At 52.8% G+C, this 15,487-nt stretch carries 13 protein-coding genes; 10 read left to right on the top strand and 3 right to left on the bottom strand.

All coding sequences use genetic code 11. The features are described from left to right. Positions 1-40: 40 nt before the first annotated feature. The 5 genes from ACQ4M4_RS10230 (at position 41) to ispE (ending at position 5,742) form a co-directional block, all read left to right on the top strand. Positions 41-1,840: an FAD-dependent oxidoreductase gene (locus ACQ4M4_RS10230; RefSeq protein ID WP_430684396.1), complete on the top strand. Its 1,800-nt coding sequence runs from the start codon at positions 41-43 to the stop codon at positions 1,838-1,840. Between the two features lie 70 nt (positions 1,841-1,910). Then, on the top strand, positions 1,911-2,117 hold the full coding sequence (locus ACQ4M4_RS10235) for a hypothetical protein (protein WP_430684397.1): 207 nt from the start codon (positions 1,911-1,913) through the stop codon (positions 2,115-2,117). Between the two features lie 287 nt (positions 2,118-2,404). Next, positions 2,405-3,304: a heterocyst differentiation master regulator HetR gene (gene hetR / locus ACQ4M4_RS10240; protein WP_430684398.1), complete on the top strand. Its 900-nt coding sequence runs from the start codon at positions 2,405-2,407 to the stop codon at positions 3,302-3,304. A 116-nt stretch (positions 3,305-3,420) separates the two neighbouring features. Then, positions 3,421-4,632, top strand: coding sequence for a hypothetical protein (locus tag ACQ4M4_RS10245; RefSeq protein WP_430684399.1), 1,212 nt, complete (start codon positions 3,421-3,423; stop codon positions 4,630-4,632). Between the two features lie 162 nt (positions 4,633-4,794). Then, a complete protein-coding gene (ispE, locus tag ACQ4M4_RS10250; protein ID WP_430684400.1) occupies positions 4,795-5,742 on the top strand; it encodes a 4-(cytidine 5'-diphospho)-2-C-methyl-D-erythritol kinase in 948 nt (315 codons plus the stop codon). A gap of 43 nt (positions 5,743-5,785) precedes the next feature. Here the strand turns inward: ispE and ACQ4M4_RS10255 are convergent, their stop codons facing one another. After that, positions 5,786-6,289, bottom strand: a complete 504-nt coding sequence (locus ACQ4M4_RS10255) for a TM2 domain-containing protein (RefSeq protein WP_430684401.1) — start codon at positions 6,287-6,289, stop codon at positions 5,786-5,788. 300 nt (positions 6,290-6,589) lie between these two features. Between ACQ4M4_RS10255 and ACQ4M4_RS10260 the strand changes: the two genes are divergently transcribed. Further along, positions 6,590-6,949 carry a DUF3082 domain-containing protein gene (locus ACQ4M4_RS10260; RefSeq protein ID WP_430684402.1) on the top strand — a complete coding sequence of 120 codons (360 nt, stop codon included), beginning with the start codon at positions 6,590-6,592 and terminating at the stop codon, positions 6,947-6,949. Here ACQ4M4_RS10260 and ACQ4M4_RS10265 read toward each other — a convergent pair. After that, positions 6,946-8,346, bottom strand: coding sequence for a sensor histidine kinase (locus ACQ4M4_RS10265; RefSeq protein WP_430684403.1), 1,401 nt, complete (start codon positions 8,344-8,346; stop codon positions 6,946-6,948). The genes ACQ4M4_RS10260 and ACQ4M4_RS10265 overlap by 4 nt on opposite strands. Positions 8,347-8,967: 621 nt before the next feature. Between ACQ4M4_RS10265 and ACQ4M4_RS10270 the strand changes: the two genes are divergently transcribed. Then, positions 8,968-10,482 (top strand): cryptochrome/photolyase family protein, encoded by a 1,515-nt coding sequence (locus ACQ4M4_RS10270; RefSeq protein WP_430684405.1) that lies wholly within the window; start codon positions 8,968-8,970, stop codon positions 10,480-10,482. A gap of 13 nt (positions 10,483-10,495) precedes the next feature. Here the strand turns inward: ACQ4M4_RS10270 and ACQ4M4_RS10275 are convergent, their stop codons facing one another. Further along, positions 10,496-11,830, bottom strand: coding sequence for a TrkH family potassium uptake protein (locus ACQ4M4_RS10275; RefSeq protein ID WP_430684406.1), 1,335 nt, complete (start codon positions 11,828-11,830; stop codon positions 10,496-10,498). 436 nt (positions 11,831-12,266) lie between these two features. Between ACQ4M4_RS10275 and ACQ4M4_RS10280 the strand changes: the two genes are divergently transcribed. From ACQ4M4_RS10280 to ACQ4M4_RS10290, 3 genes are all read left to right on the top strand, one after another. After that, positions 12,267-13,115 (top strand): methyltransferase domain-containing protein, encoded by an 849-nt coding sequence (locus ACQ4M4_RS10280; protein ID WP_430684407.1) that lies wholly within the window; start codon positions 12,267-12,269, stop codon positions 13,113-13,115. A gap of 145 nt (positions 13,116-13,260) precedes the next feature. Further along, positions 13,261-14,241 (top strand): homogentisate phytyltransferase, encoded by a 981-nt coding sequence (locus tag ACQ4M4_RS10285; RefSeq protein WP_430684408.1) that lies wholly within the window; start codon positions 13,261-13,263, stop codon positions 14,239-14,241. Positions 14,242-14,338: 97 nt separating this feature from the next. Continuing rightward, the gene (locus tag ACQ4M4_RS10290; RefSeq protein ID WP_430684409.1) at positions 14,339-15,454 is read left to right on the top strand and encodes an NAD(P)/FAD-dependent oxidoreductase; all 1,116 of its coding nucleotides are present in this window, start codon (positions 14,339-14,341) and stop codon (positions 15,452-15,454) included. Positions 15,455-15,487 lie beyond the last annotated feature (33 nt).

Here is a 15,487-nt window from a genome sequence, read left to right on the forward strand (position 1 = left end):
ATGCCAGAGCACCCTCACCCATGGCGACGACACAGATGTGATGGAACAACTGACAGCAGATGTATTAGTAGTCGGCAGCGGAGCCGGTGGCACTGCCGCGGCAATTCAGGCAGCACGGCGGGGCGTCACAACCATTCTGGTGAGCGAAGGCCCCTGGCTGGGGGGCATGCTCACGTCTGCGGGGGTGGTCGCGCCGGATGGCAACGAACTGCTGGCGTTTCAAACAGGAATGTGGGGCGAGTTTTTGCGGGCTTTGCGGCGGCAGCAACCGGATGGCCTGGATCATGCGTGGGTGAGCTTCTTTACCTATGAGCCCGCTGTAGGAGCCAGAATTTTTGCAGAGTGGGTGCGATCGCTCCCTTATTTGCGCTGGATCGCAGGCCAAGCGCCTCAGGCTGTGCAGCAAACGGGCGATCGCATCACAGGTGTTGCATTCGAGTCCTACGAGATTCAAGCCAAAATTACGCTGGATGCCACAGAACTGGGTGATCTGCTGGCGCTAGCCCAGGTTCCCTATCGTTGGGGATGGGAATGGCAAAGCGAGCATGGAGAACCCAGTGCCCCGACTGCCGCCAATGCCATGACACAGCAGTATCCTGTGCAGTCGCCCACATGGGTTGTGATGATGCAGGACTATGGAGCAGGCGATCGCGCTCCCACCATTCCTCCCTCGCCACTGGAAGTCGCCAATCCAGACTATGCCAATTGCTTCAACGGAGCCTGGAACGGCTACGGACTAGAGCATTTCTTGAACTACGGACGCTTGCCGGGCGATCGCTTCATGATCAACTGGCCTACCTGTGGAAATGACTACGGCGAGCGCTTGGAGCGGTTGGTGCAATCGGCGGCGGCGCGGCGCGAGTTTATGCAAGAGGCCCTATGGCACTCTCAGGCATTTGCCCGATGGATTCAAACCCAGGGCAACCCACGGTATGGGCTGGCGTCCACCATGTTCCCAGTTCAGGAGGGGCAGTTGGGCGGCGGTGCCTTTGCCCTGCATCCCTATTTTCGAGAAAGTCGGCGGGGTGTTGGGCTGGCAACCATCACCGAACAGGATATTTTGCCCCAGCCTGACCTGTTAGCCGCAGCGCTCCCCATCAATCCAGAAGGGGAGGTGGAGGCGATCGCCATTGGCAACTATCCCAACGACCATCACTACCCTGGCTTTGACATGACGCTGGCTCCCAAGTCTATGCAATGGGGCGGACGCTGGACAGGCACGGCCTTTACCATTCCGTATCGAGCGTTGATTCCAGCCACGGTGGATGGGCTGCTGTTTTGTGAAAAAAATATTTCGGTATCGCATATGGCCAACGGGGCTACTCGGCTGCAGCCTGTGGTGCTGAGCATTGGGCAAGCAGCGGGAATGGCAGCAGCACTATGCGTTGAGCATCAGCTCCAACCGAGAGAACTTCCGGTGCGATCGCTCCAGCAGGCCCTTCTCACAGAGCCAACCGCGCCTGCGGCCATGGTTCCGCTCTATCGGCTGTCACCGCAGCACGATGAGTGGCGAACTTGGCAACATCACTATCTCACTCATCCTGAGTACTACGCTAAAACCTGCGATCGCTCGTTTCCCCAGTCACCGTTAAGTTCGGCCTCGAACGTATCGGGAGCTTCGACCCAGTACGAAGGATGGGTCGAATGCTCCACCCCCAACACCTACACCCTTACCCTAGAGCAACCGACAGAATGGGCTGGGCGATCGCTACAACTTGTCACCCTCTGCGGCGACACATTTCGAACCTTGCAGAATCTTAAATCACCGAGTCGGGTTCAAGTCTTGGGTCGTGTCAACTTTTCTGGAAATTGGCTTCTGGCTGACGTGGTAACAATCTAACCGCAACTTTCCTGATGGATGTTTAGGGATTGCGTAACTAGGAGTAGAACCATTCACACGGAAGCTTTCCATGCTGACCTCCATCCTAAGCATTTCTGCGTTTGCACTTCTTCCGCTGATTGTTGCTGTTCCAGCATGGTCTAGCACTGTCAGTTCTCGTTCTGTCACCAGCCATACTACCTACTCCAGCGAGTTTCAGCAATCGACCCACACCCAACCAGAAAGTATTCTATTTCATCGGGGCAGCGGCCGCTGCTCGGTCGTGAGCTGCCGCTAATCTGATTGCATGGATGGGTCTATCACACCCATCCATTCGTCAGTGGTGGAATCTAGGGCTAGAGTTGAGTGAGCCATCCTTCACTCGGAAGCGCTCACCACCTTGGCAAGATCTTAAGTTGAATCAGCGATCTTTTTGAGACTTTTGGCGGAAAAATATTCGCAAATGGTCAGAATGTTCTAATCTAGGGGTATTTTCTGATTAATGCCATAGTTTTGGTGTATTTTAAATCCCTTGAACCCTAGACCTTATTATTTTTGTAAGTTGCGACTGCGCCCGTTTCTAGCATGACTAACGATCTCGATCTGATCAAACGCCTGAGTCCTAGTGCTATGGATCAGATCCTGCTGTACTTAGCATTTAGCGCCATGAGGACTAGTGGGCATCGGCACGGAGCATTTTTGGATGCTGCTGCCACTGCCGCCAAATGCGCTATTTATATGACGTATTTAGAGCAGGATCAGAACCTGCGCATGACCGGGCACTTGCATCACATCGAGCCAAAGCGGGTCAAAGTGATTGTTGAAGAAGTGCGTCAAGCGCTCACCGAAGGCAAAATTCTTAAAATGCTGGGGTCTCAGGAGCCTCGGTATTTGATTCAGTTTCCCTATGTGTGGCTGGAGCAGTTTCCATGGATTCCGGGTCGTTCCCGCATTTCGGGAACGGGGTTGACCATGGAAGAAAAGCGCCATCTTGAGGAAAAGTTGCCGCCCAATGTGCCGGATGCGCAGCTGATTACCTCCTTCCAGCTCATGGACATTATTGAGTTTCTGCATGTGCGATCGCAGGAAGATTTACCCGAAGATCGCCGTTTGCCGATGAGCGAAGCTTTGGCAGAGCACATTAAGCGACGTCTGCTCTATTCCAAAACGATTTTGCGCATTGATTCGCCCTGGGGAATGCCATTCTATGCATTAACGCGGGCATCCTATGCGCCTGTTGACGAAGAAGAGCGCACTTACATCATGGTGGAAGATACGGCGCGCTACTTCCGGCTTATGCAGGGCTGGGCCAACAGAGAAGACCATGCCGTGCGGGTATTGGAAGAACTAGATATTCCTGCCGATCGCTTAGATCAAGCCTTAGAAGAATTAGATGAAGTGATTCGAGCCTGGGCAGACCGCTATCATAAAGATGGGGGGGAACCCTTTGTGGTTCAAATGGCGTTTGGTCCCCGCGAAGACTAGGCGGTTGCCGTTCTCCCAAGTGATGTTTTGCGCGATGGCAGAGTTGGCCTGAATGGTGAGGCGTTGGCCTCTCGTTTTGGCTGCTGTGTTTCCTTTGCCGCTCCAGCCACACCTTCATGCGATTTCATTCCTTGTTTTCTCAATCGGCAGGGTCATCTGTGCGGATGGCGATCGCCACGATCGCTCCAGTTGTGCTGACATCGGCTTGTGCGATCGCCGTGTCTCAGCCGTCTGACGATGCTCTAGATGCGGGTACCCAACTCGCCATGGCAGCCAATCATGTCGTACCAACCGATACGGCAACGTTTTTGCCGGAGTATCCCTCGTTCAACAGCCAACCGCTGGATCATCAGGTGCGCCTCTACACAAACTATTTGTGGGAGCATGGGCGACCCGATGTGTTGATTATTGGCAGCTCGCGATCGCTCCAGGGGGTTGACCCCCACGCGCTGCAACAGGCCTTAGTTGCTCAGGGGTACCCAGCCCTGCGAATTTACAACTTTAGTGTCAATGGGGCTACAGCTCAGGTAATTGATGTATTGATGCGTCAGGTGTTGCATCCAAGCCAACTGCCGCGCTTCATTATTTGGGCCGATGGTTCGCGAGCGTTTAACAGTGCCCGAACAGACCTAACCTACAGCCGCATTGCTAGCTCCGAGGGTCTGCGCCGGGTGATGGCAGGCGATCGCCCCGTGGTCAACCGTCCAGTTCCTCCTCCGGTTCCGCTTTCAAGTTCGACTGAGCAAGCCCAATCGTGCGAAGATTTGCAAGCGTGGTTGCCCTTTTTACAGCGCGACGGATTTTGCCCACCCGAAGCTGTTGCGGCTCCAGCCCCAACGTCTCAGCCCACTCAGTTGGCCTATCGACCCTTTAGCACCAATCTCGACAACAAAGGGTTTCAGGTTGTGCCGCAGGAGTATAATCCCGCCACCTACTACCAGCAGTATCCGCGTGTATCGGGACGCTTTGACGATAACTATTTGGCATTTCGTTTGAGTGGAGTGCAAGAATCTGCCACCCGCGCCTTTGCCAACTACGCACGCGGCTACCAAATTCCTCTGGTATTTGTCAGCCTGCCGCTGAACCGCGATTATTTAGACAGCTATCGCCTCGTACGCGAGCGTCAGTTTCAAGCCCACATGAGCCGTTTGGCGACGTTATATAATTTTCGGTTTGTGGACTTGAGCCAACAGTGGAGCGCTCAGCACAATTATTTTGCCGATCCTAGCCATCTCAACCGCAATGGAGCACGGGCGGTGGCAGAATACTTGGCAACGCGGACGGATTTCCCCTGGCGGCAGTTGGCGCAGCGTTATCGCAACCCATAGTCAGCGACTAGGTTTAGCGAAGTCGTTGGGTGAAGCGGCTTTTTTTGACGGGGTGATGGCATGGGCGATCGCCAAAGCGTCTATGCTATTCAAGGCTGGATGATTCATCGCGTTTTATCATCGCGGTTCATATCGGATAAGCACTCAATAGCACGAATGGTTATGCGTACGTATTCTTTGCTGGCTCCCGCAAAAATTAATCTGTACCTGGAAATTTTGGGCGATCGCCCCGATGGGTTCCACGAAATGGCAATGGTGATGCAGAGTGTGGGTTTGGCCGACCGAGTGCAGGTACGAGCCAACGGCACCGATCGGTTTCAAGTGGCCTGCAACCATCCCGATGTACCAATCGATGCTAGCAATTTGGCCTATCGTGCGGCGACGCTGCTGGCCCAAGAGTGCCCCGAAGCCTTTGCCCGGTTTGGAGGCGTCGATATCACCATCGACAAGCACATTCCCGTAGGAGCAGGGCTGGCAGGTGGTTCGGTGAATGCGGCAGCGGTACTGGTGGGCCTGGATCTGATGTGGAATTTGGGGCTGACCCAGTCCGAGCTTCAGGAATTGGGCGCACGGCTAGGGTCAGATATTCCCTTCTGCATTTCGGGCGGAACGGCGATCGCCACCGGACGGGGCGAACAGTTGGCTCCGCTACCTCGCATTGAGCATTTGCATGTGCTGTTGGCCAAATACCGCAGCCTTTCGGTATCCACCGCGTGGGCTTACACCACCTACCGCAAACAGTTTGGAGAAGGCTACATTCGAGAGCGCGATCGCCTCGATCAGCGTCGGCAAGCCGTCCACTCTGGGCCAATGGTATCTGCCATAGCTCAGCACAATCACCAAAAAATTGCCGCCCTGTTGCACAACGACCTGGAAAAAATTGTGTTGCCGCACCAGCCCAAAGTTGCCGAGCTGAAAGCAGCCCTGCTCGCCATGGAACCGCTCGGCGTCATGATGTCGGGCTCTGGCCCTACCGTATTTGCGTTGGCAGAAACCGCCGAGCAAGCCCAAACCCTCCAGCAACGGCTCCGTCGTCAGTTTCCCGACCCCGACTTGGAACTATGGGTAACTGAGTGCATGAGCCATGGGGTACAGGTCATGGCGCAATAACGGGTCTCAACAGCAGGTCTCAATGGCTGGGATCACTCAGCGGTTATTGTAGTTCGTAAAAACGGTAGATCACAACTCCCGTACGGTGGTCGTTGTCGATACCGACGTACCCCAGCCGCAGCATTTCCTTGAGCAACGACTCCACTCGCGCAAAGGTGAGTTGGGTTTCCATCACGGCCTCTGTTACCGTAATGCGTCCATTGTGAGCCTTGGCAGCAGTGAGCAATTTCAGCATGGCCATTTGGTCATCATCCACAACGGCAGACGGCACCTCAATGGTTGCATGGGCTGGGTTGAGCGAGCCATGGCGCTTGGCGTAGTGCTCGTTGGCCATCCGAGACACGAAAAACAGATCGATGAATTGCCCAATGCCAAACAACCCGCCCGTACAGAGCCACAACAAGCCTGTCAAAATTTTGCCGTTGTAGAGACGATGCAACCCGCCGATGCCAGCTATCCCCAACAGCAACAAAATGTAGGACAACACGACACGATCGCGACTAGATGAAAGTTCGGCAGGCTGAGGCTTGTTTAGCTCTGCATGCATGGGGATACTCCTGGCCACTACACAGCTCTTCTTTCATGCTGTCAATTGTAGCGAAGTCGCGTCGGGTAGAGATTTCCGTACTCAGGGCGATCGCCTATCTCGCTTAAGGATGCTCTCGGCTTTGGGATGAACTAGTCGGCTGTGATTGACAATTCTTATTGGTGAGCGGCCCGAACCGGAAGAAAGTCTTTTAGGATGGAAGAGATTTGGCGGACTCAGTTGCCCTGGCAATGACCCAAGCTTCTGTCACCTCGGCCCTGCAATTCTGCCTCACGTTGTAGCCTGAATGCTTGTTTGATTATGGTGAATCCAAATTCCGCTCAAGAATCTAATGTGCAAACTTCACCCACTACAACATCGGGCGAGGTTCCCCCAACTCCGCTGCGATGCCTAACGGGTGCGGCCATTTCAGCCCCCATTACCGCTGCTGCCTATTTTTTAACGACATCCATTCATCAAACCTTCGCGGCTAAACCTCTCGTGTCGGATAATATGCTGGCGCTGCGGCTATCAGCTTTGGTGCGCACTTTGGTCTTAGGGGTGAGCACGTTAGCCACCATTACCTTTGCGATCGCCACCTTGGGGTTGATTGGTCTTGCAATTCAGCTCATGGTGCAATCAGGGCGTAACTCATCAACTCCAACGCCACCCGAAAGTTAGGCAACCGCTGAGCCATTGCGATAGGGCAACCGCACCTCAAATGTCGTGCCCACACCCACTTCCGAGTGCAGGCGAATTTGGCCACCATGCCCTTCCGTCACAATTTGTTGACAGATCGCCAACCCCAAGCCCGTCCCAACGCCCAACGGTTTGGTGGTAAAAAAGGTTTCAAAAACGTTGGCCTGATGTTCGGGGGCAATTCCTGAACCATTGTCTGAGATTTGGATCACCAGATACGATTCATCTACGCCGTTGTCCTGATCTTGTACCCAGTCAGTTGCAATGTGCAATTCGGGTTGCCAGCGATCGGCATAGGGAGGCACTGAAGCAGCAGATGCGTGAGAAGCATGCAAGACGAGTGAGTTGGCGATCGCTTGCTCTGTTTTCTCATTTAAGGCATCAATCGCATTGCTCACCAGGTTCATAAATACTTGGCTAAGTTGGCCAAAGTGGCCAGCAATCAGCGGTAGTTCTCCGTAATGTTTGTGAACCTTGATTTGGTGCTTCAGCCGATTATTGAGAATGAGCAATACATTATCCAAGCATTGATGCAAGTCGATGGGTTTGCGATCGCGCTCATCCATGCGCGAAAAGTTTTTTAGGCTTTCAACAATGGAGCGTAGCCGCTCAGAACCGACCTTCATACTGCCAATAAGCTGCGGCAAATCTCGGTTAATAAACTCTAGCCCTAGCTCTTCTTTCAGCTGTTCAATCGCAGGCGATGCATTGCCGAATTCCGCTTCATAAGCGGCCAAAATCTGAAAGAGATCTTGAACATAATTGGAAAGGTAGTTTATATTTCCCCAAATAAAATTGACCGGGTTCAGAATTTCATGGGCCACTCCAGCCACCATTCGCCCCAAGCTGGCCATTTTTTCCGACTGCAGAATTTGATCTTGCTTTTTTTCGTCGAGTAATTGCCGCGTGAGTTCTTGGATTTTGGATTGGGCAATTAGCAGTTGATAAACATCTAAAAGCTGATAATTTCCTGCATCAACACACACCACAATCGGCTCATAAATCAACTCGGGCGATCGCGCCAAAGCGTGCTGTATCGCATCGCAAATTAACGTTTCTCCTGACAAAACAAGCAGGGGATCTGAAATGAATTCATACAGAAAATTGATGCCTCGATTTGCAAAGAGGGCAATCCCATAGGGACGACTCAGTTGCTCTAAGAAGCGCTGACGAGCCACCATGCCAACAAAGCGATCGCCATCCATCAAAATCACACCAGGCAAGTGCGCATCAGACTCAAAAATGCGATTCACCTCCTGCCCATGACACGTGAGTTGAACTGTGCGATCGTAAAGCATCAAATCCGTTAAGCAGGACTCGATCGTTAAATCATGAAGCATGGGATGGAGACGATGCGGAGAAGTAGGTGTTGCAATCATTCCGATTAGCTCAAAAGCGAATGTTCAGTCACAAAATGGCTATGCTTTCGTTTCACTTTACGGCTCGGTAGGCGAATTGCTAAACGCAATTCATAGACGCACCAACATGGTTGAATGTTTCATCTGCCAAATTCTATAGCCCTTAAGTTGAGCCTAAATTCAGCGAATAGGCAGATGGTAGTTACTTAAAAATCGACTTTAATGGTTATCGTAAATTCTAAATGCAAATGGTAACCCCCAGGTTAAGCCTGATGAGTGTTTAGCAAAAACCGCTAGAACTGGTTTAACAATTTGCAAATGCTAATCATTCGCTGTCATTCTTTAACCTTACAGTCTAGCGATGATAGAAACGGCGACTTTTTGGGGAAATTTTCGCATAATTTTGACAATACCTACCTCGAATAAATCACTATTTATGTAAATTTCATGTCCTGATTGACAGGTGGTTTAACGGTTGCCAAAAAGACGAATTAAATTGTTCGATTAGCACAGCGGATGATTTAAATATCAGTTAATTTCTTCTTAAAGAATGATTTGAGAAATTCGTTTAGTTGCTTCAAGTTTATCGTTCGAGATAGAACGCGTGAATCAGCCCAGATTACACAAGGAACATGATTGTTTATGACTATTGGTGTTTGGATATTGGGCGATCAGTTGTGGAGTGAGCAGGCGGCCTTGCAACGGCGCGCGATCGCCAAGTCCAATACCCCTGTCATTTTGATTGAGTCGCGCCAGTGGGTACAAGTGCGGTCCTACCATCGGCAAAAGTTGGTGCTCGTGTGGTCAGCCATGCGCCACTTTGCCGAAGAGTTGAGGACCGATGGCTGGTCGGTTACCTACAACATTGCCGAAGAGTTTGAAACACCCCTCAACGCATGGATTCAGGCAGAGGGCATTACCGAACTGTTCGTGATGCAGCCTAACGATCGCCCGTTTGTGGCCTTGTTGCGATCGCTAGAATTACCCTGCCAGCTCACCCTCGTCCCCAACAATCGGTTTTTGTGGACAGCCGATGAGTTTGGGCAATGGGCCAAAGGCCGCAAAAATTTGTTGATGGAGTACTTCTATCGCGAGGGACGGCAGCGCTTTCAGGTGTTGATGGAGGGCAAGCAGCCCATCGCTGGACGGTGGAACTTTGACAAAGAGAACCGCAAACCACCTAAAGGCAAGCTCGACACCCCCGAGCCGCTGTGGTTCGAGCCAGATGCCATCACGCAAGAGGTTATGGCGTGGGTTCAGCAGGGCAACTTTACCAGCTACGGAGCGCTGGAGCCCTTTCGTTGGGGAGTGACGCGATCGCACGCCCTGCAAGTGCTCGATACCTTCATTCAAACTCGGCTACCCACCTTTGGCCCTTATCAAGATGCCATGGTGACCCACGAAGACACCATGTGGCATGCCTTGCTGTCTCCCTATCTCAACCTTGGCTTGTTGCAACCCATGGAGGTAATTGCCGCCGCAGAGCAAGCCTATTACGACCACAACCTAAGCCTGAACAGTATTGAAGGCTTTATTCGGCAAGTGTTGGGATGGCGCGAGTTTATGCATGGTCTATACCACCATGTCGATGAGGACTATCCCCAGCGCAACTTTTTTGACCACCAGCAGCCGTTGCCCGACTTCTTTTGGGATGCGAAACAGGCAGATATGAACTGTTTGCGTCAGGTGCTCACCCAGGTGGAACACATGGCCTATGCCCACCACATTCAGCGGCTCATGATTTTGGCCAACTTTTCTCTCATTGCCGGGTTGAATCCGCAGGAGGTAGAAAACTGGTTTCACGCCGCTTTTATCGATGCCTATGATTGGGTGATGCAAACCAATGTGATTGGGATGGGCCTGTTTGCCGATGGCGGCATTTTGGCATCGAAACCCTATGCCGCCTCAGCCAACTATGTGAATCGTATGAGCGACTACTGCAAAAGCTGCCGCTACAAGCCCACTCAGCGTACAGGCGAGGCAGCCTGTCCGTTTAACTTCTTTTATTGGGATTTTCTCGATCGCCATCGCTCCGTGTTGGAACAGCAAGGGCGCACCAGCTTTATCCTCAAAAACCTCGACAAAATGCCGCCTGAAGAACTAGCCGAAATTCGCCAACGAGCCGCAGACTGGCACAACCAGCGATCGCCTCGTTAGCCCACCTTTCGGGTTAGCCCACCAGCAGGTTCTCCTCGGGATAGCGAATCGACGTGCGGTTAGGATCGCCCAAAATAGCCGACATCAGCAACAGCACACCAACCCGACCAATGTACATGGTGGCAATCAGCACGAGTTTGGCAAAGATAGATACCTTGGCGGTAATGCCTGTAGATAGCCCAACCGTGGCAAATGCCGACATCGCCTCAAACAGAATTTGAATGAAATCGACCTCTGGGTCAGTAATGGAAATGAGCATCGTTGCGATGAGAACAGTCGTAACCGAGCCAAACACCACACCCACTGCTTTGAGAATCAGCGAGGTTGGAATTTCGCGGCGATAGCACAGCACTTCTTCTTTCCCTTGAAGAACCGCTTTGGTGGTGCTGTAAAGCACTCGCACGGTTGTGGTTTTGAGGCCTCCCCCGGTACTGCCAGGGCTGGCCCCAATAAACATGAGAGCAATGGTTAAAAACAGGCCAGCAGTGGTCATTTGGCCATAATCCACCGAGTTAAATCCGGCAGTGCGAGGCACTACAGACAGGAACCAAGCCAACTGTAGCTTGTCGCCAAAGCTAAACAGGCCCAGAGTGTTGGGGTTGCGAAACTCCACCAACAAAAAAGCGATTAGGCCAAATACCAACAAAAAAGCAGTGGTGCTCACCACAATTTTGAAATTGAGTGGAAACACGATGCAGGCGGTGCTGCCTGTAAAGCGATCGCGCAACCACATATACACTTCCATAATCACCTGGTAGCCAATGCCACCAATGATCACTAGCGCTGGAATTACTAGATTCATTGGAATCGACGTGGCATAGCTCGTTAGGCTGTCGGCATACAGAGCAAAGCCCGCGTTATTAAATGCGCTAATGCTGTGAAACAAGCCATACCATATCGCCCCTGCGAAGCCTACGTTTGGGGCAAACACAGGCATCAGCAAAAATGCACCCGTTAGCTCAAAAATGAGCGTCATGGCGATGATGGACTGTACCAGCGTCACTACCCCCGACATCCCCTGAGTATCGAGCGACTGTTGCAGCGCAATTTTGTCGCGTAGCCCAAACTTACGTCCCAGCAGCACCAGCAAAAAGGTGGTGGCGGTCATATAGCCCAAGCCACCCACCTGAATCAGCAGCAAAATAATGATTTGGCCCAAAAACGAAAAATAGGTGCCTGTATCAACCACCACAAGCCCGGTCACACACACAGCAGAGGTAGAGGTAAACAACGCAGTGACAAAACCACCCCAACTACCATCGGCATGAGTAAACGGCAGCATGAGCAAGATGGTGCCAATGGAGATCAATGCCAAAAAACCAAGACAAATCGTTCGCGAAACAGTCATGGGATACCAACAAAAATCATGATGAACACAACTGCTAACCCTGCCGATTGGATGCAAGTGCGTTTGGGCGTTTAGCCGTCCACGTGCGAGCGTAGCTTGGCTAGGTTACCCACTGCAACGGCGTGTTGGACAGTTTCACGGCATGGTGCGATTCGGTGAGGCTGCGATCGCATCGAAGCATCAGTGTTTTGCAAGGGTGCCGTCGCCACAAGCACACACAATCTAAGTCTTCAAATCTGGCTCTTCTTACTCTACTCATGACTCGCCTCACAAACGCAGCCCAGAAAAAATTGACTGCAGGCGATCGCCCATCACCCAAAATCCACCTCCCAAACAGCTAATTTTTCTCGCAGCAGGCTTTTCTCACTTAACAAAACCTGACATACTCTCAGTCAATGCCTCTGAATATGACCCATCTAAGAAATAAGCCCACGTGATGACCTTATCGCTCCAAGAAAGGATTCGGCAGTTTTATGATCAGTCCTCCAATCTGTGGGAACAGGTGTGGGGAGAGCACATGCACCACGGCTACTACGGTGCCGACGGAACCCAAACCAAAGACCGACGCCAAGCCCAAATTGATCTGATCGAGGAACTCATCCGCTGGGCTGGGGTGCAATCTGCAAGCCAAATTGTGGACGTAGGGTGCGGCATTGGCGGGAGTTCAGTCTATTTGGCTGAAAAATTTGGGGCCCGTGCGACGGGCATTACCCTCAGCCCTGTGCAAGCTGCTCGCGCTAAGGAACGGGCAGCCACCGCCAAGGTCAATGCCGAATTTCTCGTTGCAGACGCTCTCCAGATGCCCTTTCCGGACAACACCTTTGACTTGGTGTGGTCGCTCGAGAGTGGAGAGCACATGCCCGATAAAACTCAGTTTTTGCGCGAGTGCTATCGCGTACTGAAGCCGGGTGGAACCTTCATTCTGGCGACTTGGTGCCACCGCTCAACAACCCCCAACACACCCCTTACCCCCGACGAGCACCAGCTTCTCAACAAGATTTACCAAGTCTATTGCCTGCCGGGAGTCATTTCGCTACCAGAGTACGAGCAGATTGCCATGTCTCTGTCGTTTCAAACGATTCGCACAGCGGATTGGTCTGCTGCGGTTGCCCCTTTTTGGGATGTGGTCATTGGCTCGGCGCTCACGCCTCAAGCGGTGGTTGGGTTACTGCGAGCAGGCTGGACAACCATTCAGGCGGCGCTATCGCTGGGGTTGATGCAGCGGGGATATCGATCGGGGTTGATTCGGTTTGGTTTGCTCTGCGCAACCAAACAGGAGAGTTAAGGTGGGTAAGGCGATCGCATTCTGCCATGCTGACTTTTGCGAAGTTGCCCCTTTACCGCACTACTGACGCCCAATCGACATCGTTTCAGCAATAATTCAGTACCGTTTCTTCTATGCGCCCTTCTTCGACAAACTCATGAGCCGAATGTCTTCAGCCTCTTCCACGAATCCTGCCGATGTGCCGTCGACTTCGTCTCGGTTCTTGGGTCGATTTTGGAAGCAGTTCCCCTGGCTTTACTCGTTTTGGAAGTTCTCGCGGCCCCACACAATTATTGGCACCAGCTTGAGCGTGTTTGGGCTGTTTTGTGTGGCGTGGGCATTTGAGCGAGGTCCCTCGCTGCCGCCGCTGTGGTTGACCATTCCGGCGCTCGTGACGTGTTTGTGCGGCAATGTGTACATTGTGGGCTTGAATCAGCTGGAAGATGTAGAAATCGATGTGATCAACAAACCCCATTTGCCGATCGCCGCTGGGGAATATACTCGCCAACAGGCCGCCAATATTGTTGGAATCGCTGGGCTGCTGGCCTTGGTGCTGTCGCTGTTGCAGGGTGTGTATTTAGTAGGCACCGTGTGGCTGAGTTTGTTTATTGGTACGGCTTATTCGCTTCCTCCAATGCGGCTTAAGCGGTTTCCGTTTTATGCGTCGCTGTGCATTTTTGGGGTGCGGGGCGTCATTGTGAATGTGGGGCTGTTTTTGCACTTTCGGGCGATGCTAGGAGGCGATGGGCCAATTCCTCCAGAAATTTGGGTGCTGACGCTGTTTGTGTTGGCGTTCACTTTTGCGATCGCCATCTTCAAAGATATTCCTGACGTAGAAGGCGATCGCCGCTACAACATCAGCACCTTGAGCATTCGCCTGGGACAACAAACGGTATTCAACCTGGCAGTGGGGGTGCTGACGCTGTGCTACATCGGCATGATTGCTGCGGCCTTTTGGCTGGCCAAGCTCAATCAATCGGTGTTGCTGCTATCGCATACGCTGGCGCTAGTCGTGCTGTATAGCCAGAGCTTGCGCATTAATCCGCGCCATCCACGGAGCATGCCGCGCTTTTATCAATTCATTTGGAAGCTCTTTTTTCTGGAATACATCATTTTTCCGCTGGCATGCTTGTGGCCCTACATGTGACCCAACCAATAGATGACGCGGTAGGCGCGGTAGCCAACTTTGACCAACCCGCCAGAACCCAATTTGCCGACGTGAACCCAGCTGGATAGATGTGCCCATGACTGCTGCAATCGATGTTGCTGAGCCTGCAAAGACCACGGTGGACGTGGCAATTGTTGGGGCAGGGATGGCAGGGTTGCACTGTGCTCAACAGTTGCAGCAAGCAGGCTATCGCGTTGTCATAGTAGAAAAGTCGCGTGGTTTGGGGGGGCGTGTTGCAACCCGGCGGCTAGCTGGCACCTGGGCCGACCACGGACTGCGCTGCTTAGAAGAGCAAGGACCCCACACCCAATCGCTGATTCAGTTGGGCTGCGATCGCGCTCTGCTTCATCCCTGGTCGCACCCGGTGTATCAGGCTGATTCCGCTGGGTTATTGCCTGGGGTAGTCGCCCCTCGCTATGTGGCGACCCATGGGATAACCGCGATCGCCAAGGCTAAGGCTGAAGGTTTAGACATTCGGCGAGGTCAGCGCGTGTTTCAGCTAGCGGCAACCGACGAAGCAACCTGGAAGCTTACACTAGAGCCCATCGCCTCAGAGCCTCTACAAGCCCTCCAGGCCAAAGCCTTAGTGATGACGGCTCCTGCGCCCCAAACAGCGGAACTGCTCGCGCCGCTTGTAGATGCAGGGCTCAGTCGGGACTGGGTGAGCCAGGTACAATCCATTGAGTACGACCCCTGTATTACAGCGATCGCGGCTTATACCAATACAGAATTGGCGCAGGCGCAAGCTTTGCCTTGGGGCGGGGTCCAGTTTGCGCTGCCCCACGCCCTAGCGTGGATAGGGCTAGACAATCGTAAACAGACCGTGGCCCAAATTCCGGTAGCAGTGGTGCAAAGCTCCGCCCAATTTGCGGAGCAATGGTTTGATGAACCCGATCTACCGACCGTAGGGCGTTCTTTACTCACACTCGCAGCCGACAATCTATCGCAGGTTTGGTTACAAAACCCAGCAGAGCTTCAGGTTCATCGCTGGCGCTATGCATTTGTGCGATCGCCCCTCCGCCAAACGTGCCTTAGCACCACAGTCCCGCTGCCGCTGGTCTGCGGTGGCGACTGGTGTGGCGGAACAAACCTGGAAGCGGCTTTGCGCTCAGGCTTGGCAGCCGCAAATGAAGTGAACCGACTTTTGGGCGATCGCCCCATGCCATCGCCTTCTACCCTCACCGAAGCGTAACGCGCCAGTCGCAAACTCCCACAGGACTGAAGC

The sequence above is a fragment of the Leptolyngbya sp. AN02str genome (assembly GCF_050565595.1).
Classification (GTDB): Bacteria; Cyanobacteriota; Cyanobacteriia; order Elainellales; family Elainellaceae; genus Kaiparowitsia.

Coding starts and splice junctions, on each gene's coding strand:
- ACQ4M4_RS10230 (WP_430684396.1), top strand. CDS start 41: ATGGAACAACTGACAGCAGATGTATTAGTAGTCGGCAGCGGAGCCGGT.
- ACQ4M4_RS10235 (WP_430684397.1), top strand. CDS start 1,911: ATGCTGACCTCCATCCTAAGCATTTCTGCGTTTGCACTTCTTCCGCTG.
- hetR (WP_430684398.1), top strand. CDS start 2,405: ATGACTAACGATCTCGATCTGATCAAACGCCTGAGTCCTAGTGCTATG.
- ACQ4M4_RS10245 (WP_430684399.1), top strand. CDS start 3,421: ATGCGATTTCATTCCTTGTTTTCTCAATCGGCAGGGTCATCTGTGCGG.
- ispE (WP_430684400.1), top strand. CDS start 4,795: ATGCGTACGTATTCTTTGCTGGCTCCCGCAAAAATTAATCTGTACCTG.
- ACQ4M4_RS10255 (WP_430684401.1), bottom strand. CDS start 6,289: ATGCATGCAGAGCTAAACAAGCCTCAGCCTGCCGAACTTTCATCTAGT.
- ACQ4M4_RS10260 (WP_430684402.1), top strand. CDS start 6,590: ATGGTGAATCCAAATTCCGCTCAAGAATCTAATGTGCAAACTTCACCC.
- ACQ4M4_RS10265 (WP_430684403.1), bottom strand. CDS start 8,346: ATGATTGCAACACCTACTTCTCCGCATCGTCTCCATCCCATGCTTCAT.
- ACQ4M4_RS10270 (WP_430684405.1), top strand. CDS start 8,968: ATGACTATTGGTGTTTGGATATTGGGCGATCAGTTGTGGAGTGAGCAG.
- ACQ4M4_RS10275 (WP_430684406.1), bottom strand. CDS start 11,830: ATGACTGTTTCGCGAACGATTTGTCTTGGTTTTTTGGCATTGATCTCC.
- ACQ4M4_RS10280 (WP_430684407.1), top strand. CDS start 12,267: ATGACCTTATCGCTCCAAGAAAGGATTCGGCAGTTTTATGATCAGTCC.
- ACQ4M4_RS10285 (WP_430684408.1), top strand. CDS start 13,261: ATGTCTTCAGCCTCTTCCACGAATCCTGCCGATGTGCCGTCGACTTCG.
- ACQ4M4_RS10290 (WP_430684409.1), top strand. CDS start 14,339: ATGACTGCTGCAATCGATGTTGCTGAGCCTGCAAAGACCACGGTGGAC.